The following is a 23,137-nucleotide window of genomic DNA, read 5'->3' as shown; positions in this document are numbered from 1 at the left end:
GCGGCCGTCAGAGCCGGAACGCGGCGATCCGGCTGGTCAGCTCCGCGGACAGCCCGACGACCCCGTCCATGCTCGCGTCGACCTGCGTCAGGGCGCGCGAGCTCGTCCCGGCGCTCTCCGCCACGCCCGTGACGTTCACCGCGATCTCGGCGGCTCCCTGGGCCGCCTCGGCCACGCCCCGGGACATCTCGGTGGTGGTGGCCGTCTGCTCCTCCACCGCGCTGGCGATCGTCAGCTGGTAGTCGTTGATGCTCGCGATGATGTCGGCGATCTCCCCGATCGCGACGACGGCCGCGCCGGTGTCGCCCTGGATCGCCTCGACCCGGCGGGCGATGTCCTCGGTGGCCTTGGCGGTCTCCTGCGCGAGCTCCTTGACCTCACCGGCGACGACCGCGAAGCCCTTGCCGGCCTCCCCGGCCCGTGCCGCCTCGATCGTCGCGTTCAGCGCCAGCAGGTTGGTCTGCTCCGCGATCGACGTGATCACCTTGACGACGTTGCCGATCTCCTGGCTCGACGCACCCAGCCGCGCCACCTGCTCGTTGGTCGCGGCCGCCACGTCCGTGGCCTGCCCCGCGACCTTCGCCGCCTGCGCGGCGTTCTGCGCGATCTCCCGGATGCTCGCCCCCATCTGCTCGGTCCCGGCGGCCACGGTCTGGACGGTGCGCGAGACCTGCTCGGCGCCGGCCGCGACCGCCCCGGCCCGCGCGGACGTGTCACCTGCTGCGCGAGCGCCCTCGCGGGACGCGTCCCGGAGAGCGGTCGCGGTGCCGCTGGTCCGGGCGGCCGTCCGTGCCACCTCGTCGACGACGGCCGCCATCGACGTGATCGCCGCATCCAGCGCCGCACCGGCGCGGGTGATCTCACCCCCGCCCGCGAGGCCGGTGCGCCGGGTGAGGTCGCCGTCCGCCATCGCCGTCGCGACCTCGCGGATCCGGCCCGCCGGGCCGGCGATGTCGCGCGTGACCTTGCGCGCCGCGAAGGTCGCGAACGCCGCCGCCAGCAGGCCGACCACGATCAGCACCAGCCGACCACGCTCCTGCGCCGCTGCCTGCTGCGCCTGCAGCTCCGCGACGCGGGCGCCGGCCGAGGCCTGGATCTGCTCCGCGAGATCGAGCACCCGCGCGTACGACTCGCCCGCGCTCCCCTCGTTGATGCTGGTGAGCGCCGCCTGGAGGTCGGCCGGGGCGCCGGTGCTCAGCAGCGCCACGACCTCGTCGTCACCGTCGAAGAACGACTGCCAGGCGGGCTCGAGCGCCTCGAACGCCGCCCGCTCGGCCGCCGTGGTCCCGGTGAGGTCGAGGTCGGCGAACCACGCCTGCACGTCGCGCTCCGACTGGAGCACACCGGCCCGGTTCTGCGAGTCGTCCGCGAGACCGCCCTCCGGCCCGAACGCCGCGACGTCCGCGACCACGAGGCCCTGCCACCCGGTCGCGTCGGCGATCTGGAACCGCGCCTCGTCGGCGAGCCGCAGGACGCGGTCGGCGGCGGCGACGCGATCGGCGTACGTCCGCTGCGTCTGCGCGGTGACGACCCCCAGGACGATCGTCGCGACGAGCACCGCGGTGAGGAGGCCGAACACCGCCGACATCCGCCGCCCGATGGACTGCTCCCGCCAACCACGCATCGTGGGCCCCGCTCTCCGGACGGCAGGCGCGCCGGTGCGCGCCGAGTCGCCCTCCGATCGACCGGTCCCGGTCGGTGATGACCCGTCGGCGACGGAGATCCGCGTCACGCCGCGCCGGCCCCGTAACCTCACGACCGTGTCCCCCGTACCTCCTGCGGCTCCCACCACCGCCTACGCGTCGACCCGGCGCGCCAGCTACGCCGGCTACGTGGTGCAGGCGATCGTCAACAACCTGGCGCCCCTGCTGTTCATCGTGTTCCACACCCGGTTCGACATCCCGGTCGCCCAGCTCGGCGCCCTGGCCGCGCTGAACTTCGGCGTCCAGCTGCTCACCGACCTCGCGGTGATGCGGGTGGTCGACCGGATCGGCTACCGAGCACCGCTGGTGCTGGCGCACGCGCTCGCCGCGCTCGGCCTGCTGCTGCTCGCGGTGCTGCCGTTCGTGCTCCCCGACCCCTTCGTCGGGCTCTGCCTCGCGGTGGTCGTGTATGCCGTCGGCGGCGGCCTGCTCGAGGTGCTGGTCAGCCCGGTCGTGGAGCACCTGCCCACCCCGCCGGAGTCGAAGGCCGCCGGCATGGCGCTGCTGCACTCGTTCTACTGCTGGGGGCAGGTGGCGGTCGTCGTCGGGAGCACCGCGCTGCTGGCGGTGCTGGGCCAGCAGACGTGGCCCGTGCTGCCGGTGCTGTGGGCGGTGGTGCCGCTGGTCAACCTGGTGGCCTTCCTGCGGGTCCCGCTGCCCGCGACCGTGCCCGAGGAGCACCGCACCCCGATCCGGTCGATGCTGGGCACGCCGCTGTTCCTCGCCGCCCTCGTGCTGATGATGACGGGCGGCGCCGCCGAGCTCACGATGGCCCAGTGGTCGTCGTTCTTCGCCGAGGAGGGCACCGGCGTCGGCAAGCAGGTCGGCGACCTGGTCGGCGCGGGTCTGTTCGCGGTGCTGATGGGCGTCGGCCGGGTCGCGTACGGGCTCTGGGGGCACCGGGCGTCGCTGCACCGGCTGCTCGTGCTGTCCAGCGCCGCCGCGGCCGGCTGCTACGTCGTCGCAGCGACGGTCGCCGCGCCGGCGGTGAGCCTGCTCGCGTGCGCGCTGTGCGGCCTGTCGGTCAGCCTGCTGTGGCCCGGCACCTTCTCGCTGACCGCGGCGCGGTTCCCCCTGGGCGGCGCCGCGATGTTCGCGCTGCTGGCGCTCGCCGGAGACGCGGGCGGCACGCTCGGGCCGTGGTTCGCGGGCGTGCTGGCCGGCGCTGCCGACGGCGCGCTGGCGCCGCTCGCCGATCTCCTGCCGGCCGACGGCGGCAGCGGTCTGCGGCCGGCGCTGCTGCTGTGCGCGGTGATCCCGCTGGTGTTCAGCGTGACGGTGACGCGGTTCGGCGCGGCGCGGGTGGTGCAGCCGGTCGCGGCGTGAGCCCCGTCCCCCTCGCCGCGTCCGCCGAGCCGTGGCACTGTGCCCCCGTGACCTCCCCTGCCCAGGCCACCCCCGCCCCGCCGGCGGCGGCCCGCGCCCCCTGGGCGATCGGCTCCCCCGCCCACCTGCTCGCCGCCACGCTCGTGTGCGCGTCCGCGGTCCTGATCTTCGCCGTGCACGTGCGTCCGCTCGGCTACGTGCCGCTGGTCCTCGGGATCGTCCTGGGCCTGGCCGTCGACCGCGCCCTCGGCCGGGACCTCGCGCTGATCGGCACGGGCATGGCCATCATCTCGGCGATCTCGCTGGAGGCGGACCTGTCCGACGCGGGCATGGCACGGTTCACCGTCGCGCTCTCGCTCGCGGTGCTGGTGCCGTGGGCGCTGTCCCGGTACGTCTTCGGGCAGCGCTCGATCCGGTTCCCCGTGGCGACCGGGCGGCGCTGGAACCGCTGGCAGTGGGTCTACCTGGCGGCCGTGGTCGTCATCGGGTACCTGCTGCTGCCCTTCTACTTCATCGGGTCGGGCGCCTACCGGAACTGGCCCGACCTGGACGGCGGGCAGGACATCGCGCGGCTGTTCGTCGGCGTGAACGCCGTCGGCATCTGGGACGAGCTCTTCTTCGTGTGCACGGTGTTCGCGCTGCTCCGCCAGCACCTCGGGCTGTGGACCGCGAACGTGCTGCAGGCGACGGTGTTCGTGTCGTTCCTCTGGGAGCTCGGGTACCGCGAGTGGGGGCCGCTGCTCACCATCCCGTTCGCGCTCGTGCAGGGCTGGATCTTCGCGCGCAGCACGTCCCTGCCGTACGTGGTCGCGGTGCACCTGCTGTTCGACCTGGTGGTGTTCGGCGTCCTGGTGCACGCGCACCACCCGGAGCTGCACGACGTCTTCGTCACGGCGCCGGGCTGACGCCCGGGTCAGCGCGCGTCGACCACCCGGACGTCGAGGGCGGGCCAGGCCGCCGCCCACGCCAGGACCGCTGCGGCGGTGACCGGCGCGCCCGCCGGGAGCAGCACGGCGTCGGGCAGGAACCGCACCGCGGTCCCGGTGCTCCCGTCCGCGGGCACGGGCTCCAGGTCGGTGACGGGTACGCCGTGCTCGTACCGCTGCGTCCACGCGCCCTCGGCGCGCCGGTTGGTGTGCTCGAGCCACGTGCTGAGGGCCGCCACCACCGACATGCCGCGCCGCGGGTGCCCGTCCGGCAGCAGCGGGGCGTCCCGCTCGGCGAAGAACCGGACGTCCCGCGTCGCCATGACCGGCTTGCGGACCGCACGCCCGTCGCCGTCCACGACGGTCGCCGTCCCGCGCCCGTCGTCCGCGACCCGGACGGAGCCGTCCGGCAGCAGCGTCACCTCGCACCGACCGCGGCCCGTGACCGCCGCCTCCTCCGCCGGGTAGGCCAGCGCCTCCAGCAGCAGGTGCGGCAGCCCGCCGGGGGCCAGCCCGGCGGCCCGCGCGCGGACGTCGGCGAGGTGCGCGGGGTCGACGGTGGTCGACCAGTCGTGGGTGGTGGTGCGGGGCACGGGCGGCGGGACGGTCATCGCAGGACCGTCCCACGCGCCGACCGGGCCGGCCAGGACCGCAGGTCCCGGGTCGGTCAGACCACCGACCACCCGCCGCGGGAGGGCCGCCCGCACCAGCCGGAGCGGCGCGCGGACCGCGACCGGCGACGGTCCCCTACCCTCGGCGGGATGGGCGAGCGACGGGACGCGGTGCGCAACCGGGCGAGGATCGTCGCCGCGGCCGAGGTGGAGTTCCGCGCGGCCGGCGCGGGGGTCCCGCTGGACCGGGTCGCGCAGCGCGCCGGGGTCGGGCGGGGCACCCTCTACCGGCACTTCCCGGACCGGGGCGCTCTGATCGCCGCCGTGTACACGGCGCGCGTCGACGCCCTCGAGCGGCACGTCGCGTCGCTGCCGCCGGAGCACCTGCTGGAGCACCTGGTCGCCGAGATCAGCGCGCAGCAGGTCGACGCGCCCGGGCTGTTCGCGGCGGTGCACACCGCGCACGCGGACGACCCGGCGCTCGCCGACGTCGAGCGGCGCGCGACGGCCCTGCTCGCGGACGCGCTCGCCGACGCCCGCCGGCGGGGGCGTGCGCGGCCGGACGTCACGGTGGAGGACGTGCGGCTGCTGTTCGCCATGACGGAGGGGGTGCTCGCCGCCGAGTCGCCCGACCGGGTCCGCGCCGCCGTCCGCCGTGCGCTCGTGCTGTCGCTCCGCGGCATCCTGATCGACGCCCCGGACGCGCTGCCCGAGGCGACCCTCGTCGTCGCCGGCCGCGTCCCGGACTGACCCGCCGCTCGATCCTCCGGCCGGGGCATTGCCTTCCGCGGTCGGCGCGCGCATGCTGGGCGACAAGCGGACACCGATGTCCGCATCGCCGCCTGGAGGACGCAGATGCCCGAGGTCTTCGATCACACCTACGACGTCGTCGTGGTCGGCTCGGGCGGCGCGGGCTTCGCGACCGCCCTGGGCGCCGTCGACGCGGGGCTGAGCGTGCTGCTCCTGGAGAGCACCGACAAGTGGGGCGGGAGCACCGCGATGTCCGGCGGCGGCCTCTGGCTCCCGGACAACCCGCTGATGCGCCGCGACGGCGTCGGGGACTCCCGGGACGAGGCGCTGACGTACATGGACGCCTGCATCGGCGAGGTCGGGCGCGCGTCGTCCCGCGCGCGCAAGGAGGCGTTCGTCGACGGCGTCGAGGACTTCGTCGCCACGGCCGAGCGGTACGGCATGCGCTTCACCCGCGCGACCGACTACCCGGACTACTACCCCGAGCTGCCGGGCGGGAAGATCGGCCGCTCCGTCGAGCACCGGCCGGTCGACACCAAGGTCATCGGCGACTGGTGGGAGTCGTGCCGCGCCGCGGTGCCGCTGCCGATCAAGACCGACGACATGTGGCTGCTCGAGCGGGCGTGGTCCACGCCGGGCGGGTTCGTGCGCGGCGCCCGGTTCGTGTTCCGCGCGCTCGGCGCGGTCGCCCGCGGGCAGCGCCTCGCCGGGATCGGAGCCGCGCTGGCCACCTCGTTCCTCGACGTCGTGGTGCAGCAGCAGGGCGTCCCGCTGTGGCTGAGCAGCCCGTTGGAGTCGCTGGTGCTGGAGGGCGACCGCGTCGTCGGCGTCCGCGTCACCCGCGAGGGCCGGCCGGTGACGATCCGCGCGACCCGCGGCGTGATGCTCGCGGGCGGCGGGTTCGACCACAACACGCAGTGGCGGCAGAAGTTCCACGGCATCGACGGCGACCCGTCCGGCAACCCGGGGAACCTGGGCCGGCCGATCGAGATCGCGCAGACCGTCGGCGCCGCGGTCGAGCTCATGGACGACGCCTGGTGGGGCGCCTCGGTGGCCGCGCCGCCCGGCGGCCAGCCGGCGTTCCTGGTCGGCGAGCGGTCGCTGCCCTACTCCATCCTGGTCGACGCACGGGGCGCGCGGTTCGCGAACGAGTCGGAGTCGTACGTCGACCTCGGGCACCACATGCTCGAGCACGACCCCGACGGCCCGTACTGGCTGGTGGCCGACGCCCGGCACGCGCGTCGCTACCTGCGCAACTACGCCCTGGACCCGCGTGCGACGAAGGCGATGGCCGCCGCGGGCACGTACGTGAAGGCGCCGACGCTGGCGGAGCTCGGCCGGCGGATCGGCGTCGACCCGACCGTCTTCCGGTCCACGGTCGAGCGGTTCAACGGGTACGCGCGGTCGGGCGTCGACGGCGAGCACGGCCGCGGCAACTCCGCGTACGACCGGTACTACGGCGACCCGACCGTGCACCCCAACCCGAACCTCGGGCCGATCGAGCGCGGACCGTTCACGGCGTTCCAGGTGGTCATCGGCGACCTCGGCACCAAGGGCGGCGTGCTGACGGACGTCGACGGGCGGGCGCTGCGGGAGGACGGCACGGTCATCGCCGGGCTGTACTCGGCGGGCAACTGCTCGGCGTCGGTGATGGGCCGCACGTACCCCGGGCCGGGGTCGACGATCGGACCCGCCGCGGTGTTCGGGATGCGCGCGGCCCGGCACATGGCCCGGGCCTGACGGACGGCGCCTCCTCCGGTCGCGACCCCGTGCGAGCGAGCCGAGACTGGGACCGGCGGGGCGACCCGTCAGCACTCCCGAGGAGAGAGGACCGCACCATGGGTCTGGACGACGTGACGGAGAAGGCCAGCGACACCGGGATCGAGAAGGCCGGCGACACCGCGGAGAAGAAGGCCGGCGGCCACGGGGACAAGGTGGACAAGGCGGAGCAGGCGGCCGACGACAAGATCGGCAGCTAGCCGCAGCCGCACGCACCGGTGCCCGCGCCCCCTCCCGGCGCGGGCACCGGTGCGTCCGGCGTCAGGTCAGCGCGTGACGCGCTGCCGGGTCTCCCGGAAGCGCTGCACGAGCTCGCCCAGGCCGACGACGACGATCACGGCCGTGAGGCCCGCGACGACGATCCACACCTGCGACGACATGTCTGCTCCTGCTGCTCCGGCCCGCTCGTGCTGACAGGTCCCATCCTGCTCGGGCGGACGCCCGCGGCGGATCGGCCGGGCGTCGTATCTTCGCGTACCGCGCAGGGGGGACCCCGTCGTCCTCGCGGCTGACGTGGTCCACCCTGCGGGGGACACCAGGACGGTCAGAGCACCGCAGCCGCGTCCCTCGGCGCCACCGAGAAGTTGTGCCGGAAGACGTCCTCGGGGTCGTACCTCCGCTTGAGGTCGCGCAGACGGGCCAGCGTGGCGTCCGGGTAGATCTCCGCCAGCCGCTCCGGGCGCGGGTCCGTCTCGAAGGACAGGTACAGCCCGTCGAAGTGGTGTGCCATCGCGTCCCACACGGCGTCGATCCGGCGGCGCGACGTCCCCATCGCCAGCACGCTGAAGTGCGCCGAGCGGTGGGCGTAGGCCGTCGCGTCGGCGGGCACGTCGTGCACGGCGCCCCCGGCGGACCGGATCTGGAAGAACGGCGTGGCGCCGCTGCGCACCAGGCGCGCCGCGTCGGCCGCGAGCGCCGGGGTGAGGTGCGCGGCCATGCCGGACCGGGTGACGGGCTCGCCCTCGGACGTGTGCCGGGTCGCGGGCGTCTGCACCACCGCGGGGTACGGCAGGACCTGCACCTGCTGCTGGAGCAGCGGCGCGATCCGCGCGAACGGCTCGAGCCGCTCGATGATCGTGCCGGGGTCGTCCGAGTCGACCATCGCCATGATCTGCGCGACGACCTGCCCGCCGCGGGGCGGCCCCATGATGAGGAACGCCGTGGTGTCCCGCGGTGCGGCCTCGGCGGTGGCGCCGAAGTCGACGAGGAACCGCTCGGTGTCGGTGGCGTCGAGGACCAGCTGCGCGAAGCCGACGTCGCCGACCTCGTCCACCTCGAACTCGAACGACGTGACGATGCCGAGGTTGGCGCCGGCGCCGCGCACGCCCCAGAACAGGTCCGCGTGCTCCTCGGCGCTCGCCCGAACCACGGAGCCGTCGGCGAGCACCACCTCCGCGGCGCGCAGGTGGTCGAGCGTCAGCCCGTGCTCGCGGACGAGGAACCCGATGCCGCCCGCCGTCGCCAGCCCGCCGACGCCCACGCCGCCGGCGTCGCCCGACGTCAGCGCCCAGCCGTAGGGGTGCAGCGCCGCGGCGACCTCGCCCCAGCGCGCGCCCGGCTCGATGCGGACCCGCCGGGTGGCGACGTCGAGCACCTCGATCGCGTGCATCCGCGACAGGTCCAGCACCACGCCGCCGTCGTTCGTGGACCGGCCGCTGATCCCGTGGCCGCCGCTGCGGATCGCGAGCGGGACGTCCTGCGCCCGGGCGAAGGCCAGCGCCTCGACCACCTGCGCGGTGTCGGCCGGGCGCAGCACCAGGCCGGGCCGTCCGCCGCGCATGTAGGTCGAGCGGACCGCGGCGTAGCCGGCGTCCCCCGGCTCGACCGCGGCGGCCGCCAGCGAGGCGGGGACCGCGGCGTAGTCGATGCCGGGGCGGCGCGCCGCGCGCACGGCGGCGCTGGGCACCGCCGCGACGACGGTCCCCCGGTCGGCGCGCACGGCGGCCACCCGGGCGCGCAGGGCGGGGAGCACCTCGGTGGCGAACCGGGTGAGCGCGGCCGCGTCGGAGCCGTCGACCACCAGGGTGCCGGCGCCCGCGTCGAGCACGAGCGCCGCGGCGGCGTCGACGGCCGCCCCGAGGTCGAGCACCAGCGCGCGGCGGACCTCGCGCGGGTCCCGGCCCGTGGCGGTCAGCGCCGCGTCGAGCACCGCCTGCTCCGCGCGGACCTCGTCCGGGGCCGTCGCAGTGATCCACCAGCCGTCGGCGACCCGGGCGGCGAGCGCCGGCCCGTCCGCGTCGCCCGCTCCGCCGAGCCACACGGCGACGGTGTGCGCCGGCGCCGGACCGCGGGGCGTGCCCGGCACGCGGTGGTGCCGGCCGTCGTACGTCAGGGGGCCGGGCTCGCCGACGGCCCACATCCCGCGGACGACCTCGACGGCCTCCGCGAGCGCGTCCCAGCCGTCGACGTCCGCGGACGGGGCGAGGCCGAGCGCGACCCGGCCGCCCGCCAGCTGGTCGAGGCTCGCCGCGGCACGGGCCAGGACGGCCGGCGGGCGGTCGTCGAGCACCAGCCCGCGGGTCGCGACACCGATGGTGCGGGTGCTCGCCGCGACGTGCGCGAGCACGGTCCAGGCGTCGAGCGCCTCGGGCGGGCCGTCGGACGGCACGACGACGAGGTCGAGCCCGAGATCCTCCGCGAGGACGGCGACGCGCACGGCGGCGGGGCCCGCGGGGTCCACGGGCAGGACGACGCCGACCTGCAGCGGCTGGCCGAGGTCGGTCACGCCTGCTCCCCCGTCCCCGGCTGCGGCACGGTGCCGCGAGCAGCGCGCTCGGCGGCGACCAGCTCGCGGACCGCGGGCGCGATCTCCTGCCCGACGGCCGCCAGCAGGGCGGGGTCGTCGCCGCCGACGATGAACGCGCTCGTGCCGTGCTCGAGCGCGAGCACCGCCAGCTGCTCCACCCACTGCTCCGGCGGGCCGACCAGCAGGTTGCCGGTCGCGCGGGCCGTCAGCTGCCCGCTCACGTTGAGCAGCCGCCGCACCGCGGCCGGCGGGCGGCCCGCGGCCTCGGCCGCCTCGTCGATGCGGGCGTTGCCGTCGTCGAGGTCCGCCAGGCTGCTCAGGTAGGACAGCGACGGCAGCCAGCCGTCGGCCTGCTCGCCGGTCAGCCGGAGCATCCGCGGCTTGTAGGCACCGACCCAGATGCCCACCGGGTGCGCCGGTGCCGGGCCGCGCCGGGCCCCGACCACGGCGTAGTGGTCGCCGCGCAGGTCGACCCGGCTGCGGTCGCCGGTGTCCCAGAGCGCCCGGATCACGTCGATCGCCTCGCGGAGCGCGTCCACGCCCTGGCCCGGCGTGAGCCGCCGGCCGCCCATCGCCTCGATGGCGTCCCAGAACGCGCCCGACCCGAGACCCAGCTCGACACGGCCCCCCGACAGCAGGTCCAGGCTGGCCACGGCGCGCGCCAGCACCGCGGGCGGTCGCAGCGGCAGGTTGGCGACGTTCGGCGCCAGGCGGATGCGCTCGGTGCGGGCGGCGACCCAGGACATCAGGGTCCAGGTGTCGAGGAACGACGGCTGGTACGGGTGGTCCTGGAAGGTGGCGAGGTCGAGGCCCGCACGCTCCGACACCTGCGCGAGCGCCACCGCCCGCTCCGGGTCGGCGTTCCCGGGCGTGATGAACGACCCGAACAGCAGGTCGTGGCCGTAGTCCGTCATCGCGTGCTTCTCTCCTCGGCGCCCCACCGACACCCGTCGGGTCGACCGATAGTATGTGGTTCAGACGATTGGCTCAACCGCGGGCTCGCGCGTAGCATTCCGGGCATGACCGCCGCCCCCGCGCCGCGCACCGACGAGCCCGCCTCCGACCTGGGCTGGTCGCTCGGCGTGCTGCTGCGCGCCTACGAGCGCGCCCTGGCCGGCGCGGTCCAGGCCGCGGTGCCGCACGGGTTCCGCGGCTACCTCGTGCTGCGCGAGGTGGTCCGCGGGGCGCACGAGAGCCAGGCCGCCCTCGCCGCCAGCCTCGGCATCGACCGCACCGTCATGACCTACCTGCTCGACGACCTGGAGCGCGCCGGGCTGGTCGAGCGCCGCGTGGCCGAGGTCGACCGCCGGCAGCGCCGCGTCCTGCCGACACCGGGAGCCGCCACGCTGCTCGCCGAGCTGGAGCACCGGGTCGCCGTCGCGGAGGACACCGTCTTCGGCGCGCTCGACCCCGACGAGCGGCGGGCCGTCGGCTCGCTGCTGCGCCGGGCCGCGTGCGAGTACCGCGACGACGGCGCCCCGGACGCCGAGGACCCGTGCGCGGTGGTCGAGCGGGCGCTCGGTCGCTGACGTCCGCCGTCAGGCCGGACGGGCCGCCCGGTCGCAGGCCGACAGCAGCAGCTCGGCCGCCGCGCGGATCTGCGCGACCTGGTCCGCGTCCAGCGCCAGGCCCTCCAGCATCGACGCCGGGATGCCCACCGCCTGGGCACGCAGCGCGGCGCCCGCGTCGGTGACCCGGATCGCGAGGGCCCGCTCGTCGGCGCCGCTGCGCGTGCGGGTCACCAGGCCCAGGACCTCGAGCCGCCGGACCAGCGGGGACGTCGTGGCGGGCTCGAGGTGCAGCAGCTCGGCCAGCGCCTTGAGCGTGAGGTCGCCGTGCTGCCAGAGCGCGAGCATGGCGAGGTACTGCGGGTGCGTGAGGCCGAGCGGCTCGAGCAGCGGGCGGTAGAACGCCACCAGCGCGCGCGACGCCGCGGACACCGTCAGGCAGACCTGGGCCTCGACGGCGAGCGGGTCGGCGGGTGCGCCCGGCGCAACGGTGGTCACCCGGTCGATGCTACCCGCAGACGGTGAGTGCACGTATGATGTGTGCCCTCAGCATCGACGGAACGGGGCGGCGGCGACATGGCGACCATCGGCAGGGCGGGCGACAGGCGCGAGGCCGCGCTGCTCAGCGTCTTCGGGCCGGCGCAGGTCGGCGACCCCCTCGCTCCCGACCGTGAGGTCGGCGAGGCCGACCGCGAGCGCGACCGGGCCCTGCGCACCGAGTACGTGCGCGTCGTCGGCGCCGACGGTGCGGCGTACCTGGTCGAGCGGACCGTCGAGGCCTGACGCCGGCCGCACCGAGGACGCCCCCGCGACCGGCCGGTCGCGGGGGCGTCGTCGGTGCGGGCCGTCCGGTCAGCGGGCGGCGGTCCCGGAACGGCGCCAGGCCAGCACGGCGACGACCAGCGCGACGAGCCCGGCGCCGAGGCCGAGGCCGCCGAGGACGGCCGGGACCGCGCTGCCGTCGTCCTCCGTCGGGGCGGCCGGGGCCGCCTCCTGCGTCGCCGCGTCGCTCGCCCCGGGCGCGTCGGACCCGTCGGGCGCGGCGGACCCGTCGGGCCCGTCGGACGCGGCGGTGGTGGTGAAGACCGGCGCCGGGTGCTCGGGCTCGGCGTCGCCCTCGGCGAGCTGGTCCCAGTCGACCACCTCACCGTCCGAGTACGTCTGGTGCGCGGGCAGCACGACGTCGGTGCCGGCCGCGGGCAGCGGGCCGGCCGAGATCGTGAACCGCTGGAACTCGCCGTCGCCGATGCCGGCGCCGTCGGCCGTCCAGACCACCCGGACCGGGGCCCGGGTGAGGGTGGCACCGTCGACCTCGACGGGCTCGGGCAGGTCGCCCTCCTCCACGGTCGCGGTCCAGCCCGGAACCGGCTCGACGCCGACGTAGGTCAGCGGCTGGTCGGTCGGCAGGTCGACGGACACCTGCGTGGTGGCGGCCGTCGCCGACTCGTTGGGGACGCGCACCGTCAGCACGGCGTAGGCGCCGGCCTCCGTGGTCGCGGGGTCGACGTGCACGTGGGCGGACGCGGCGGCGGCGGTGCCGAGCACCAGGGCGGCGGCGAGGCCGGCGCCCGAGGCGGCGCGGACGAGGGTACGGGGGGTTGCGGACACGGGTTGACCTCCGGGGTGCGGCTGAGGGGGGTGACGGCGCGACCCGGCCACCCACCGGCGTGCGGAGGGTCAGGCGGTCGCGCAGGGGCCGGGCACGGCCGGCGGTCCGCGGCGGGGGACGCTGCCGGCCAGCGCCCGCAGGCGCGGCCGCGGGCGGACGGGGGTGCCGCCGGGCGCGGCCGGGGGGCGACCGGGCCGGGGAGGCCGTCGCCGAGCGCGGGCAGCAGGGCCGACCAGCGCCGCACCAGGCCGAGCACGGCGCGCTCCGTGGCCACGATCAGCAGCACCGTGGCGGCCGCCGCCGCGGCGTGGGCGGCCGGCATCAGCAGGCCGGCCGTGCCGGCGTGCGCGTCGAGGACCGGTGCGGAGGTGCCGGCCGGCAGCACGACCGCCCCGTGGAGGCCGTGCGTGCCGTGCGCCACCGCGGCGCTCGTCGCGTCCGCACCGGCCAGCCAGGTCAGCGCGACGTGCACGCCCACCTGCGCCGCCACCGCGACGGGCAGCAGCACCGGGACGGTCAGCGGGCGACGGGCCAGCGCGGCGGCGACCAGCAGCACGAGCGCGCCGAGCAGCGCCACGACCCCCGGGCCGGGCGCGTGCCCGCCCGCGAGCACGTGCGCGCCGGAGCCCGTCGCGAGGACGGTGGTGGAGACGGCGAGCAGGCGCCACGCGACGAGCGCGCGCTGCACGGGGGCCGGGTCCACCGCGCCGACGCTACGGCATCCACGTGGCCGGACCGGGGCCCGGGCGACCCGGCGCGCAGCAATCACCCGGGTCGCTCGCGGGCGTCACGGCACCGGGCCGCCGGCTCGTGCAGGAGCGACGAGGCCCCCGGGTGACGACCGCGTGCGTCCCGGACGCGCGACCTCACCCGGGGCCGTAACCTGCAGGGACGACGTCCGGACGACCCAGGAGGTGCGGTGACCGCAGAGCGACCGGCCTCGACGACCCCCGTGCCGCGCCGGCGCCGCCTGCCGAACGCACGCGACGTCCGGGTCGTGGTCGCCTTCGTCGTGCTGTACACCGGGGCGAGCCTGCTCGGGCGCACCACGCGGGTGGAGGACGCGCCCGTGAGCCTGGTGTGGCCCGCGGCCGGCGTCTCGGTCCTGTGGCTGGTCGCCCGCGCGCGCCGCCCCTGGCCCTGGCTGGACCCGCTGGTGCTCGGTGGCACGACCGCCGTGGTGGTGCTGCTGACCGGGTCCGCGCCCGCGAGCGCGCTGCTGGGCGCGGTCGCCGCGACGCTGCAGGCGCTGCTGTGCGTCGCCGTGCTCGCCCGCGGCGCACCGCACGTGTGGGCCGCTCGCGGCAACCAGCAGCTGCGGCGGGTGCCGGACCTCTGGGCGCTGGTGCTCGGGGCGGCGCTGGGGGCGGCGCTGTCCGCACCGGTCGCCGAGCTCGCCGTCGTGGTGGGCGGCCGGTCGCCCTCGTGGGACACGGCCCTGCTCTGGACCGCGCGCAACACGGTGAGCATGGTGAGCATCGCGACCCTCGGGTGGACGCTCGGGTCGTGGTTGCACGCGCGTGCGCGGCGCGATCCGCACGAGCGCGTGGCGTGGTGGACCGAGGGTCACGGCGGGGACTACCTGGCCGCGGTGCTCCTGGCGCCGCTGCTGTACCTGGTGTGGTTCGGCCGGCTCTCGGACGTCGCGGTCGTGTTCCCGCTGATCGGCCTGACCGTCTGGGCGGGATCCCGGTTGCCGACCCGGTCGGTGGTGCTGCACACCACGCTGTGCGGGGTGGTGGCGATCCAGCTGACGCTCCTGGGCATCGGCCCGTTCGTGAGCCTGCCGGACGCGACCGCGCAGGTCGCCGTCGCGCAGCTCTACGTCGGCCTCGTCGCTGTCATCGGCATGGCGCTGGGGCTGGCGCGCGAGGAGCGCGGCCGGCTGGTCGGCGAGCTCTCCGCCGCACGCGACCGCGCGCAGGAGCAGGCCGCGCTGCTGAGCACCGTGGTCGACACGATGTCCGAGGGCGTGCGCGTCGTCGACGCCGCCGGGCGGGTCGTCGTCCGCAACCCGACGGCGACCCGGCTGCTCGCGGGCACGGCGCACCTGGACGCCGCCGACAGCACGACGGACCTCGCGGGGCTGGCGCGGCTGGACGGCTCCCCGCTGCCCGAGCGGGAGCTGCCGTTCCGGCGGGCGCTCGCAGGCGAGCACGTCCGGGACGCCGACCTGCTGGTGCGGCTGCCCGGCACGCCCGAGCCGCGCATCGTCACCTTCTCCTCCACGCCGATCCCCCAGCAGAACGGCGGCGGCGTGGTGACCGTGCTGCGGGACGTGACCGCCGAACGCACCGAGCTGCGCCGCGCCGCGCAGGTGCAGGCGAGCCTGCTGCCCGCGCGCGGGCTGGACGTCCCGGGGTTCGACCTCGCGGCCCGGTTCGTCCCGGCCGGCTCGGTGGGAGGCGACTTCTACGACTGGCAGCGGCTGCCGGAGGGCCTGGTGCTGACCATGGCCGACGTCATGGGCAAGGGCCCGGCTGCGGCGATCCTCGCGGCCACCACCCGCTCCGTGCTGCACGCCCAGGTGGGCCTGCACGACGTGGCCGGCACGCTGGCCGCCGCCGAGCGCGCCATGGACGCCGACCTCGTCAACGCCGGGGCCTTCGTCACGATGTTCCGTGCGTACGTGGACGCGTCCGACGGCAGCGTCTCGTACACCGACGCCGGCCACGGGCTGTCGTTCATCGTCGGCGCGGACGGCAGCAGCCGGCGGCTGTCCGCCACCGGGCTGCCGCTGGGCATGCTCCCCGGCCCGGCCCGGGTCAGCGCCCGGGCGCAGCTGGGGCCGGGCGACCTGCTCGTGACGTTCAGCGACGGCGTGCTGGACGCGATCGGCGGGTCGATGGGCGACCTGGACCAGGTGCACCGGGTGGTGCGGGGCACCCGCTCCGCGGAGGAGGCGGCCGACGCGGTCCTCTCGCTCGTGGACGACGTCCGGAAGGCCGACGACGACCTGACCGTGCTGACGCTGCGCCGCGCCGCGTGACGGACCCGCGCGGACCCGCCGCCGTGGACCTGCTGCTGCTCGCCGACACGCACGTGCCGCGTCGCGCCCGCGACCTGCCGCCCCCGGTGTGGGCTGCCGTCGAGGCGGCCGACGTGGTGCTGCACGCGGGCGACTGGGTGGACGTCGCGCTGCTCGACGCGATCGGGTCCCGCGCCCGGCGCCTGATCGGCTGCTGGGGCAACAACGACGGCGCCGGGCTGCGCGCGCGGCTGCCGGAGGTCGCCCGCGCGACGCTCGGCGGGCTGCGGTTCGCCGTGGTGCACGAGACCGGCCCCCGCACGGGCCGCGAGGCGCGCTGCGACGCGGCCTACCCGGACGTGGACGTGCTGGTGTTCGGGCACAGCCACATCCCGTGGGACACGACCACGCCCCGCGGGCTGCGGCTGCTCAACCCGGGGTCCCCGACCGACCGGCGCCGGCAGCCGGCGGGGACGTACGTCACGGCGCACGTGGCGGACGGCGCGCTGACCGACGTGCGGTGGCACGAGCTGCCGCCCACGGGCCGCACGCGGTCGTCCTGATCCGCCCTCAGGCCGACCAGTCGCGGACCAGGCGCCAGGTGTTGCGACCGGGCCGGCGCACGTACGTCAGGGTGTCGACGGCCCGCTGCACGAGCGCGATGCCACGGCCGCTCTCCGCCAGGTCGTCCACGGGCGCGGGGTCGAGGTCGACCTCCACGAGGATGCCGTCGTCCCAGATCTCGGCCTCGAGCCGTGGCGGGTCCACCCGGAGCAGCGTCGTGGCGCGCACGGGCCCGTCGCCGCCGGACGCGGTGTGCCGGACGACGTTGCCGGCGATCTCGATCACCGCGGTCTCGAAGCGGAGGCGGTCTGCCTCGGGGACCGCCGGCACCGCCGTCCACAGCCGGGCGAGCCCGTCGTGCACCTCGTCGAGCCAGCCGGGCTCGGCGACGCCGTCGACGCGGACCTCGACGGCCGGATCAGGCGCCGTCACCGACCGCGTCCTCGACGCTCGCGTAGGGCCGCAGCACGCGGTCCATCGTGGTCAGCTCCAGCACGGTGCGGACCTGCGCGCCGACCCCCGCGATCCGCAGGTCACCACCTGCGGCGCGCGCGGACCGGAGCCCGCCGACGAGCGCCCCGAGCCCGGACGAGTCCAGGAACGTGGTGCCCGCGAGGTCGACCACCACGAGGGTGCGCCCCGCTGCGACCTCCCGGTCGACCGCCGCCTTCAGCTCCCCGGCCGCGGCCATCGTGAGCCGCCCCTGCACGCGCAGCACCCCGGCGTCCCCGACCTGATCGGTCACCAGCTCCATCGGACGTTCCTCCTCACTCCGTCGGACCCCGGCGCACTGCGCCGACGCCCGCTGCGGCCGCGTCCCCGGCGGCCGGCGTGTACCCGCGGTAGCGCAGAGCCTGCACCACCACGCTGAGCACGACCAGGTCGTAGGCGACCCAGACGAGGTTCACAGCCGTCCCGACCCACCAGGACAGCCCCATCGCGGTGCGGACGACACCGATCACCGCCGCCACCACCAGCAGCAGCATGGCGAGCAGCTGCGGCCAGACCAGGCGCCACTGGTCCGACGACCCGTCCGGCCGCACCTTCGGCGTCACGGCGAACCCGAGCGGCCGACGGAACCACACGTCGGCCGCGGCCGTCCACACCGCCTTGATCCACACCGGGAACAGCGCGAGCGCGTACTGCTGGCCGCGCCAGGTCCGCACCCCCCGCGCGGCGACGAGGAACAGCAGCTGGCTCGCCAGGAAGAACGGGATGAACCGCGCGAAGAAGTCCACCGTCCAGGCCGTGACCGGGAGCACCCCGAAGCACAGGAAGACGATCGGCGCGGCGAGGTAGACCAGCGCGGCGAAGCCGGACAGGTAGGACCACATGGTCGCGACGTACATGAGCCGCTGACCGACCGTGAGCCCGCGCACCCCCAGCGGGTTCTCCTTGAGCATCACCTGCATCGTGCCCTGCGCCCAGCGCAGCCGCTGGGTCATCATCGTGCCGAGGTCCTCGGGCGCGAGACCGTGCGCGAGGCTCTCGTGGTGGTAGACCGTCCGCCAGCCGAGCGAGTGCAGCCGCATCGCCGTGGCCATGTCCTCCGTCACCGACAGCGTGGCGACCGGCATGACCGCCTGCGCCTCGGACGACCGGTCCACGTCCACCGCCCGCAGCAGGGCCTGCACGGACTCGATCGCACCCAGCGGCGACCACTCGCGGTCGGCGAGCCGCGCCAGGGCGGGCTCGTCCACCACCACGGCGCCGATCTGGTCGTCCCGGGCGATCGGCAGGGCGGCGATGGCCGCCAGGTCGGCCCGGATGCCCGCCAGGTCCCGCGCGACCACCGAGGCGGAGATCGCGTCCACCCGCCGCTGGAAGGCGTAGGTCACGTCGGACAGCGGCTCCCCCGCGTCGAGCGCCGCGAGGGCCTGCGCGGCTGCGGCCTGCACCTCGCCCAGCGCCGCGGCCTGCGCGGCGTCCGGCGCCGAGCGCTGCGCCCGCGCGAGCAGCCGCCGGGAGCCGTGCAGCGCCTCGCGGACCGAGCGCTCGGTCTCGCGGACGTACCCGACGAGCCCGAGCTGCATGAGCGCGTCGCGGCGCAGCACCGCGTTCGAGCCGCAGAAGAAGGCGGCGTTCCAGCCGTCCTTGCCCTGCTGGATCGGCCCGTAGAACAGCGGGGCCTGGCTGCCCAGCGGGTCGGCCTCCGTGACGTTGGTGAAGAACTGCGGCGTCTGCACCAGCGCGACCCGGTCGTCGGCGAAGTACCCGAGCGTCCGGTCCAGGATCGCGGGGTCCGGGATCTGGTCGGCGTCGAGGACGAGCAGGAACTCCCCCTCGGTCACGAACAGCGCGTTGTTCAGGTTGCCGGCCTTCGCGTGCCGCGGGCGGTCGACCCAGTCCGCGGATCGCTCGACGTAGCCGACGCCGGCGGCGCGCGCGGCCGCGGCGAGCTCGGGCCGGGAGCCGTCGTCCAGCACCCAGGTCCGGTGCGGGTAGCGGATGTCCCGCGCGGCCTCGGCGGTGGCCATCACCAGGTCGACGGGCTCGTCGTACGTCGTGACGAACACGTCGACGGTCAGGTCCGGGGCGGGCGCGGGCGGCTCCGGCCGTCGCCTGGCCCGCCACATCGTCATGCCGAACAGGCCGACGTCCACCAGCGAGTACGTCTCGGCGACCACCAGCGGGACGGCGATCCACCAGGCGGACCAGTTCACCGAGTCCAGCCACCGCCACACGATGTAGTTCAGCCCCAGGACCAGCGTGATCGTCACGACGACCCGGAGCACCAGCTGCTGCCGCATACCCACCCCCCGGTCGGTGACCCTACCGACGGGACCGGGCGGGCGCCCGGCGACGTGCGGGGCGGCCGCCTCACCCGCCTGACAGGTCAAGGACGGGCCCGGTCTGCCGATCGAACACCTGTGACCGCGCCCGTTCCCACGCCGCGCGCCGCCACCCTCGTCGTCGGCGCCGCGCTCCTGCTGCTGCACGCCGTGCTGCCGGCGGGCGGCGGGCGCGACGCGCTGTACGTGGCCGTGTCGGTCGCTGCGGCCGCCGGGACGGTGCGCGCCGCCGTGCGGGTCACCGGACCCCTGCGCCGCGCGTGGTGGCTCCTCGCGCTCGGACTGACCGCGTGGGCGGTGGGCGACACGGTCTGGACGTTCCTCGAGCGGGTGCTCGGGACCGACCCGTTCCCCTCGCTGGCCGACGTGTTCTACGTCGCCTCGTACCCCCTGCTCGCCGCAGGTCTGGTGCGTGCGTTCCCCGCGCCGCGGGGCCGCCGACCGGTCTGGCTGCTCGACGCGGTGATGGTGGCGAGCGGCGGGCTGCTGATGCTGTGGCTGCTGGTGCTCAACCCCGCGCTCACGGGCTGGTCCGACGCCCCGCTCGGCACCCTGGTGGGCGCCCTGTACCCGGTCGGCGACGCCCTGCTGCTGCTGGTGCTCGCGCGGTCGTTCGCGGCCGTCGGCGCCTGGTCGCGCGCGCACCAGTGGACCTCCCTGGCCGTGCTGGTGATCATGGTGGCCGACGTCCTGTTCCAGCTGACCGCGAGCTGGCCGCTGCTGGACGCGCACGCGTACCTGCTCGACACGCTCTGGCTCTGCGGCTACCTGCTCCTGGCCGCCGCCGCCCGGCACCCCTCCGCGGCGCACGTCGCCCCGCCCCAGCCGGGCGGCGACCTGAGCGGCGTCCACCTGACGTTCCTGGTCGCGTCCGTCTGCGTGCTCCCCACGACGTTGATCGTCGAGACCCTGCGCGGCACCGGGGTGCACCTGGTCGAGGTCTGCTCGGTCGGCATCCTGCTGATCGCCGTGTTCTTCACCCGGTTCGGCGGGCTCGTCCGGCAGATGCGCCGCCAGCACGGCGAGCTGCAGCACCTCGCGGTCACCGACCCCCTGACCGGGCTGGCGAACGCGGCCGGCCTGGCCCGGCACCTCGAGCGGGACGCGACCGCCGCACCCGCCGGGACGCTGCCCGCCGTGCTGCTCGTCGGCCTCGACGGCTACCGCGACGTCGTCGAGACCCTGGGCTACCGCGTGACCGACGACCTGCTGCGCTCGGTCGCCGAGGTCGTCTCCTCGGGCGCGGAGCCGGGGACGACCGTCGGCCGGATGGGCCGGGACGTCTTCGCGGTCGCGACCGACGTCACCGGTCCCGAGGCGGCCGAGGCGGCGGCCCGGCGACTGCTGGAGCGGCTGTCGGCGCCCGTCCGGGTGCGCGGCATGGACCTCGCGGTCGGGGCCCTGGTCGGGGTCGCCGTCGGCACGGCCCGGCCGGGGTCGGCGGACGACCTCACCGCCCGCGCCGACGCCGCGCTGTCGGGCGCGCGCGGCCGCCCGGACCGGGTCGCCCTGGACCGCACGGGCGGCTGCGACAGCAGCGGTTCCGCGCTCCCGGGTGCGGACCTGCTGCGCGGGCTCGCGGCGGGCGTGGAGCGCGGCGAGCTGGTGGTCCACTACCAGCCGGTGGTCACGGTGCCCGGGGACCGCGTGGCGGGCGCCGAGGCGCTCGTGCGCTGGCAGCACCCGGAGCACGGCCTGCTCGGCCCCGTGGACTTCATCCCCGCCGCCGAGCGCACCGGCCTGGTCCGACCCGTGACCCTGCACGTGCTGGACGTCGCGCTCGCGCAGTGCGCGCGCTGGCGTGCCGGCGGGTCGCCCGCGTTCAGCGTCTCCGTCAACGTGTCCGCGCACGACCTCGACGACCCCCGCCTCGTGGACGACGTCCGCGACGCGCTGGACCGGCACGACCTGCCGGCCGACGCGCTCGGGCTCGAGGTCACGGAGACGATGGCGATGCGGGACGGGGTCCGGGCCGAGCGGACGCTGCGGGCGCTCGCCGCGCTCGGCGTGCACCTGGCCGTCGACGACTACGGCGTCGGGTACGGCTCCCTGGACTACCTCCGGCGGCTGCCCTTCTCGGTGCTCAAGGTGGACCGCGCTTTCGTCGCGCCCGCGGTCGAGGACCGGGTGTGCGCGGAGATCCTGCGGTCGACGGTGGACCTGGGGCACGCGCTCGGCATGCGGGTGGTCGCCGAGGGCGTCGAGGACCTGCGCACGCTGGCGCTGCTGCGCGACCTCGGGTGCGACGCGGCCCAGGGCTGGGCGCTCGGACGGCCCGGGCCCGCCGCGGCGCTCGAGGAGCGGCTGCGCGGCCGCGCCGACCGGCTCCCTGTCAATTAGTAGACCCTTCAAGTATTCTCGGTGGACCGACCGGCGCCCGCGCCGTGCCGCACCACCGACAGGAGCACCTCATGCCCGACCGCCGTCCCACCGCGGCCGAGCGCCAGGCCCGCCTGGCCGCCGTCAAGGCCGAACAGCGCAAGAAGGAGCGTCGCCGCGCGATCACGATCGGCTCCGTGGCCGGTGTGCTCGTGCTCGCGCTCGTCGGCATCAGCGCCTGGGTCATCATCGACGCGGGCCGGCAGAACGCGGCCGTCGAGGCGCAGGCCGAGGCCGACATCGAGGGCGTCGAGCAGATCGACGGCCTGACGTTCAACCACGTCACCACCGCCGTCGACTACCCGCAGTCCCCGCCCGCGGGCGGGGACCACGACGCCGCGTGGCTGAACTGCGGCGTCTACACCGAGCCCGTGCCGGACGAGAACGCGGTGCACTCCCTGGAGCACGGCGCGGTCTGGATCACCTACGACCCGGCCCTGCCGGCCGACCAGGTCGCGACGCTCGAGGCGTTCGCGGAGAACCAGAGCTACGTGCTGGTCACCCCGTACGAGGGCATGGACACGGACGTCGCGATCAGCGCCTGGGGCTACCAGCTCAAGGTCGACTCCGCCGACGACGAGCGCCTGCCGGTCTTCATCCAGAAGTACCTGCTGAACCCGGAGCTCTCCGAGGTCGGTGCGCCCTGCTCGAGCGGCGTGGGCACGCCCGCGTGACGTCCCCGGACCCGCACGACGCGCCCGCGTCCGCCGGTCCCGTCCCCCCGGACGGGGTGTCGGGCGGGCGCGGGCGCGCGGTGCTGGCGGTCGTCGTCGTGGCGGCCCTGGCGATCGGCGCGCTGGTCGGCGCGCTGCTCGCCCGGCAGCCCGCGCTCACCGCCGCGCCCGAGGGGTCGGTCGACGCCGGGTTCGCCCGCGACATGCAGGCGCACCACGGGCAGGCCGTCGAGCTCGCCGTCCTGCTGCGCGACCGCAGCACGGACGAGGAGGTGCGGACCGTCGCCCTGGACATCCTGCTGACCCAGCAGAACCAGTTCGGCCAGATGGCGGGCTGGCTGTCGACCTGGGGGCTGCCCGCCGCCGCGTCCGACGCCCCCATGGCCTGGATGACCGGCGAGCACGGCCACGCCACCGCCACCACCACCGCCGACGGCACGTCCGGCTACGCCGCGATGCCCGGCTGGGTGTCCCGGGAGGACCTGGCCCGGCTGACCGCCGCCGGCGGCGCGGACGCCGACCGGCTGTTCCTCCAGCTGATGATCCCGCACCACGAGGGCGGGGTGGAGATGGCCGAGTACGCCGTCGAGCACGCGCAGCGCCCGCAGGTGGTCGCCCTCGCGCAGAACATCGTGAGGTCCCAGGAGCGGGAGCTGACGGCCCTGCACGCCATGCTCGACGCCCGCGGCGGCCCCCTCACCTGACGCCCGCCCCGCGCGGCCGGCGAGGTCGTCGGTCCTGCACGAGGTCGTCAGTCCTGCGGGACGACCTCGTGCGGTGCTGACGACCTCGCGCGCCGGTG

Annotated in this window: 22 protein-coding genes; 12 read left to right on the top strand and 10 right to left on the bottom strand. The window is 76.2% G+C overall.

Features of this window, described 5'->3' with window-relative positions; genetic code table 11:
• Positions 1-7: 7 nt before the first annotated feature.
• Positions 8-1,624, bottom strand: a complete 1,617-nt coding sequence (locus ACWPWW_RS16140) for a methyl-accepting chemotaxis protein (protein WP_454051354.1) — start codon at positions 1,622-1,624, stop codon at positions 8-10.
• A 136-nt stretch (positions 1,625-1,760) separates the two neighbouring features.
• Here ACWPWW_RS16140 and ACWPWW_RS16135 point away from each other — a divergent pair, with 136 nt between their 5' ends.
• Positions 1,761-3,029 (top strand): MFS transporter, encoded by a 1,269-nt coding sequence (locus ACWPWW_RS16135; protein WP_454051353.1) that lies wholly within the window; start codon positions 1,761-1,763, stop codon positions 3,027-3,029.
• A 107-nt stretch (positions 3,030-3,136) separates the two neighbouring features.
• Positions 3,137-3,934: a CPBP family glutamic-type intramembrane protease gene (locus ACWPWW_RS16130; RefSeq protein ID WP_454051847.1), complete on the top strand. Its 798-nt coding sequence runs from the start codon at positions 3,137-3,139 to the stop codon at positions 3,932-3,934.
• A gap of 8 nt (positions 3,935-3,942) precedes the next feature.
• On the opposite strand, the gene ACWPWW_RS16125 is transcribed toward ACWPWW_RS16130, so the two are convergent.
• On the bottom strand, positions 3,943-4,566 hold the full coding sequence (locus ACWPWW_RS16125; protein ID WP_454051352.1) for an ATP-binding protein: 624 nt from the start codon (positions 4,564-4,566) through the stop codon (positions 3,943-3,945).
• A gap of 150 nt (positions 4,567-4,716) precedes the next feature.
• Here ACWPWW_RS16125 and ACWPWW_RS16120 point away from each other — a divergent pair, with 150 nt between their 5' ends.
• The 3 genes from ACWPWW_RS16120 (at position 4,717) to ACWPWW_RS16110 (ending at position 7,295) form a co-directional block, all read left to right on the top strand.
• A complete protein-coding gene (locus tag ACWPWW_RS16120; RefSeq protein ID WP_454051351.1) occupies positions 4,717-5,316 on the top strand; it encodes a TetR/AcrR family transcriptional regulator in 600 nt (199 codons plus the stop codon).
• Positions 5,317-5,421: 105 nt separating this feature from the next.
• Positions 5,422-7,056 carry an FAD-binding protein gene (locus ACWPWW_RS16115; protein ID WP_454051350.1) on the top strand — a complete coding sequence of 545 codons (1,635 nt, stop codon included), beginning with the start codon at positions 5,422-5,424 and terminating at the stop codon, positions 7,054-7,056.
• A 98-nt stretch (positions 7,057-7,154) separates the two neighbouring features.
• Positions 7,155-7,295, top strand: a complete 141-nt coding sequence (locus ACWPWW_RS16110; RefSeq protein ID WP_454051349.1) for an Rv0909 family putative TA system antitoxin — start codon at positions 7,155-7,157, stop codon at positions 7,293-7,295.
• A gap of 344 nt (positions 7,296-7,639) precedes the next feature.
• Here the strand turns inward: ACWPWW_RS16110 and ACWPWW_RS16105 are convergent, their stop codons facing one another.
• Entirely contained in the window at positions 7,640-9,820 is a 2,181-nt protein-coding gene (locus tag ACWPWW_RS16105; RefSeq protein WP_454051348.1) for an LLM class flavin-dependent oxidoreductase, read from the bottom strand.
• Complete coding sequence (locus ACWPWW_RS16100; RefSeq protein ID WP_454051347.1) at positions 9,817-10,755, bottom strand: LLM class flavin-dependent oxidoreductase; 939 nt, start codon at positions 10,753-10,755, stop codon at positions 9,817-9,819. The genes ACWPWW_RS16105 and ACWPWW_RS16100 overlap by 4 nt, the downstream gene beginning before the upstream one ends.
• A 105-nt stretch (positions 10,756-10,860) precedes the next feature.
• Here ACWPWW_RS16100 and ACWPWW_RS16095 point away from each other — a divergent pair, with 105 nt between their 5' ends.
• The gene (locus ACWPWW_RS16095) at positions 10,861-11,370 is read left to right on the top strand and encodes a MarR family winged helix-turn-helix transcriptional regulator (protein WP_454051346.1); all 510 of its coding nucleotides are present in this window, start codon (positions 10,861-10,863) and stop codon (positions 11,368-11,370) included.
• A 9-nt stretch (positions 11,371-11,379) separates the two neighbouring features.
• Here ACWPWW_RS16095 and ACWPWW_RS16090 read toward each other — a convergent pair whose 3' ends face one another.
• The gene (locus ACWPWW_RS16090; RefSeq protein ID WP_454051345.1) at positions 11,380-11,847 is read right to left on the bottom strand and encodes a MarR family winged helix-turn-helix transcriptional regulator; all 468 of its coding nucleotides are present in this window, start codon (positions 11,845-11,847) and stop codon (positions 11,380-11,382) included.
• A gap of 78 nt (positions 11,848-11,925) precedes the next feature.
• Between ACWPWW_RS16090 and ACWPWW_RS16085 the strand changes: the two genes are divergently transcribed.
• Positions 11,926-12,132 carry a hypothetical protein gene (locus tag ACWPWW_RS16085; protein WP_454051344.1) on the top strand — a complete coding sequence of 69 codons (207 nt, stop codon included), beginning with the start codon at positions 11,926-11,928 and terminating at the stop codon, positions 12,130-12,132.
• A 69-nt stretch (positions 12,133-12,201) separates the two neighbouring features.
• On the opposite strand, the gene ACWPWW_RS16080 is transcribed toward ACWPWW_RS16085, so the two are convergent.
• The gene (locus tag ACWPWW_RS16080) at positions 12,202-12,861 is read right to left on the bottom strand and encodes a YcnI family copper-binding membrane protein (protein WP_454051343.1); all 660 of its coding nucleotides are present in this window, start codon (positions 12,859-12,861) and stop codon (positions 12,202-12,204) included.
• Entirely contained in the window at positions 12,813-13,661 is an 849-nt protein-coding gene (locus ACWPWW_RS16075; RefSeq protein WP_454051342.1) for a hypothetical protein, read from the bottom strand. The genes ACWPWW_RS16080 and ACWPWW_RS16075 overlap by 49 nt, the downstream gene beginning before the upstream one ends.
• Before the next feature lie 216 nt (positions 13,662-13,877).
• On the opposite strand from ACWPWW_RS16075, the gene ACWPWW_RS16070 reads away from it, so the two are divergent.
• Together ACWPWW_RS16070 and ACWPWW_RS16065 are read left to right on the top strand one after the other, a co-directional pair.
• A complete protein-coding gene (locus ACWPWW_RS16070) occupies positions 13,878-15,947 on the top strand; it encodes a SpoIIE family protein phosphatase (RefSeq protein ID WP_454051341.1) in 2,070 nt (689 codons plus the stop codon).
• Positions 15,944-16,489 carry a metallophosphoesterase family protein gene (locus tag ACWPWW_RS16065; protein ID WP_454051340.1) on the top strand — a complete coding sequence of 182 codons (546 nt, stop codon included), beginning with the start codon at positions 15,944-15,946 and terminating at the stop codon, positions 16,487-16,489. The genes ACWPWW_RS16070 and ACWPWW_RS16065 overlap by 4 nt, the downstream gene beginning before the upstream one ends.
• A gap of 7 nt (positions 16,490-16,496) precedes the next feature.
• Here the strand turns inward: ACWPWW_RS16065 and ACWPWW_RS16060 are convergent, their stop codons facing one another.
• The 3 genes from ACWPWW_RS16060 to ACWPWW_RS16050 are packed head-to-tail and all read right to left on the bottom strand — an operon-like array spanning position 16,497 to position 19,240.
• On the bottom strand, positions 16,497-16,922 hold the full coding sequence (locus ACWPWW_RS16060) for an ATP-binding protein (RefSeq protein ID WP_454051339.1): 426 nt from the start codon (positions 16,920-16,922) through the stop codon (positions 16,497-16,499).
• Positions 16,909-17,244: an STAS domain-containing protein gene (locus tag ACWPWW_RS16055; protein ID WP_454051338.1), complete on the bottom strand. Its 336-nt coding sequence runs from the start codon at positions 17,242-17,244 to the stop codon at positions 16,909-16,911. Before ACWPWW_RS16055 ends, ACWPWW_RS16060 begins: the two co-directional genes overlap by 14 nt.
• Before the next feature lie 13 nt (positions 17,245-17,257).
• Positions 17,258-19,240 carry a glycosyltransferase family 2 protein gene (locus ACWPWW_RS16050; protein WP_454051846.1) on the bottom strand — a complete coding sequence of 661 codons (1,983 nt, stop codon included), beginning with the start codon at positions 19,238-19,240 and terminating at the stop codon, positions 17,258-17,260.
• Between the two features lie 120 nt (positions 19,241-19,360).
• Between ACWPWW_RS16050 and ACWPWW_RS16045 the strand changes: the two genes are divergently transcribed.
• The 3 genes from ACWPWW_RS16045 to ACWPWW_RS16035 all read left to right on the top strand — a co-directional run bounded on the left by ACWPWW_RS16045 (position 19,361) and on the right by ACWPWW_RS16035 (position 23,039).
• Complete coding sequence (locus tag ACWPWW_RS16045) at positions 19,361-21,622, top strand: putative bifunctional diguanylate cyclase/phosphodiesterase (RefSeq protein ID WP_454051337.1); 2,262 nt, start codon at positions 19,361-19,363, stop codon at positions 21,620-21,622.
• A 71-nt stretch (positions 21,623-21,693) separates the two neighbouring features.
• The gene (locus ACWPWW_RS16040; protein ID WP_454051336.1) at positions 21,694-22,335 is read left to right on the top strand and encodes a DUF3105 domain-containing protein; all 642 of its coding nucleotides are present in this window, start codon (positions 21,694-21,696) and stop codon (positions 22,333-22,335) included.
• On the top strand, positions 22,332-23,039 hold the full coding sequence (locus ACWPWW_RS16035) for a DUF305 domain-containing protein (protein WP_454051335.1): 708 nt from the start codon (positions 22,332-22,334) through the stop codon (positions 23,037-23,039). The genes ACWPWW_RS16040 and ACWPWW_RS16035 overlap by 4 nt, the downstream gene beginning before the upstream one ends.
• Positions 23,040-23,137: the final 98 nt, after the last annotated feature.

It is taken from the genome of Cellulomonas sp. Marseille-Q8402 (assembly GCF_965119525.1).
The sequence above is the reverse complement of the archived record's forward strand: the minus strand, read 5'-3'. Positions and strand labels throughout refer to the sequence as shown.

What these genes read in the sequence shown, in the direction of transcription:
- ACWPWW_RS16115 (WP_454051350.1), top strand. Translation starts at nt 5,422, where the DNA reads ATGCCCGAGGTCTTCGATCACACCTACGACGTCGTCGTGGTCGGCTCG.
- ACWPWW_RS16050 (WP_454051846.1), bottom strand. Translation starts at nt 19,240, where the DNA reads ATGCGGCAGCAGCTGGTGCTCCGGGTCGTCGTGACGATCACGCTGGTC.
- ACWPWW_RS16100 (WP_454051347.1), bottom strand. Translation starts at nt 10,755, where the DNA reads ATGACGGACTACGGCCACGACCTGCTGTTCGGGTCGTTCATCACGCCC.
- ACWPWW_RS16140 (WP_454051354.1), bottom strand. Translation starts at nt 1,624, where the DNA reads ATGCGTGGTTGGCGGGAGCAGTCCATCGGGCGGCGGATGTCGGCGGTG.
- ACWPWW_RS16110 (WP_454051349.1), top strand. Translation starts at nt 7,155, where the DNA reads ATGGGTCTGGACGACGTGACGGAGAAGGCCAGCGACACCGGGATCGAG.
- ACWPWW_RS16085 (WP_454051344.1), top strand. Translation starts at nt 11,926, where the DNA reads ATGGCGACCATCGGCAGGGCGGGCGACAGGCGCGAGGCCGCGCTGCTC.
- ACWPWW_RS16040 (WP_454051336.1), top strand. Translation starts at nt 21,694, where the DNA reads ATGCCCGACCGCCGTCCCACCGCGGCCGAGCGCCAGGCCCGCCTGGCC.
- ACWPWW_RS16125 (WP_454051352.1), bottom strand. Translation starts at nt 4,566, where the DNA reads ATGACCGTCCCGCCGCCCGTGCCCCGCACCACCACCCACGACTGGTCG.
- ACWPWW_RS16095 (WP_454051346.1), top strand. Translation starts at nt 10,861, where the DNA reads ATGACCGCCGCCCCCGCGCCGCGCACCGACGAGCCCGCCTCCGACCTG.
- ACWPWW_RS16055 (WP_454051338.1), bottom strand. Translation starts at nt 17,244, where the DNA reads ATGGAGCTGGTGACCGATCAGGTCGGGGACGCCGGGGTGCTGCGCGTG.
- ACWPWW_RS16120 (WP_454051351.1), top strand. Translation starts at nt 4,717, where the DNA reads ATGGGCGAGCGACGGGACGCGGTGCGCAACCGGGCGAGGATCGTCGCC.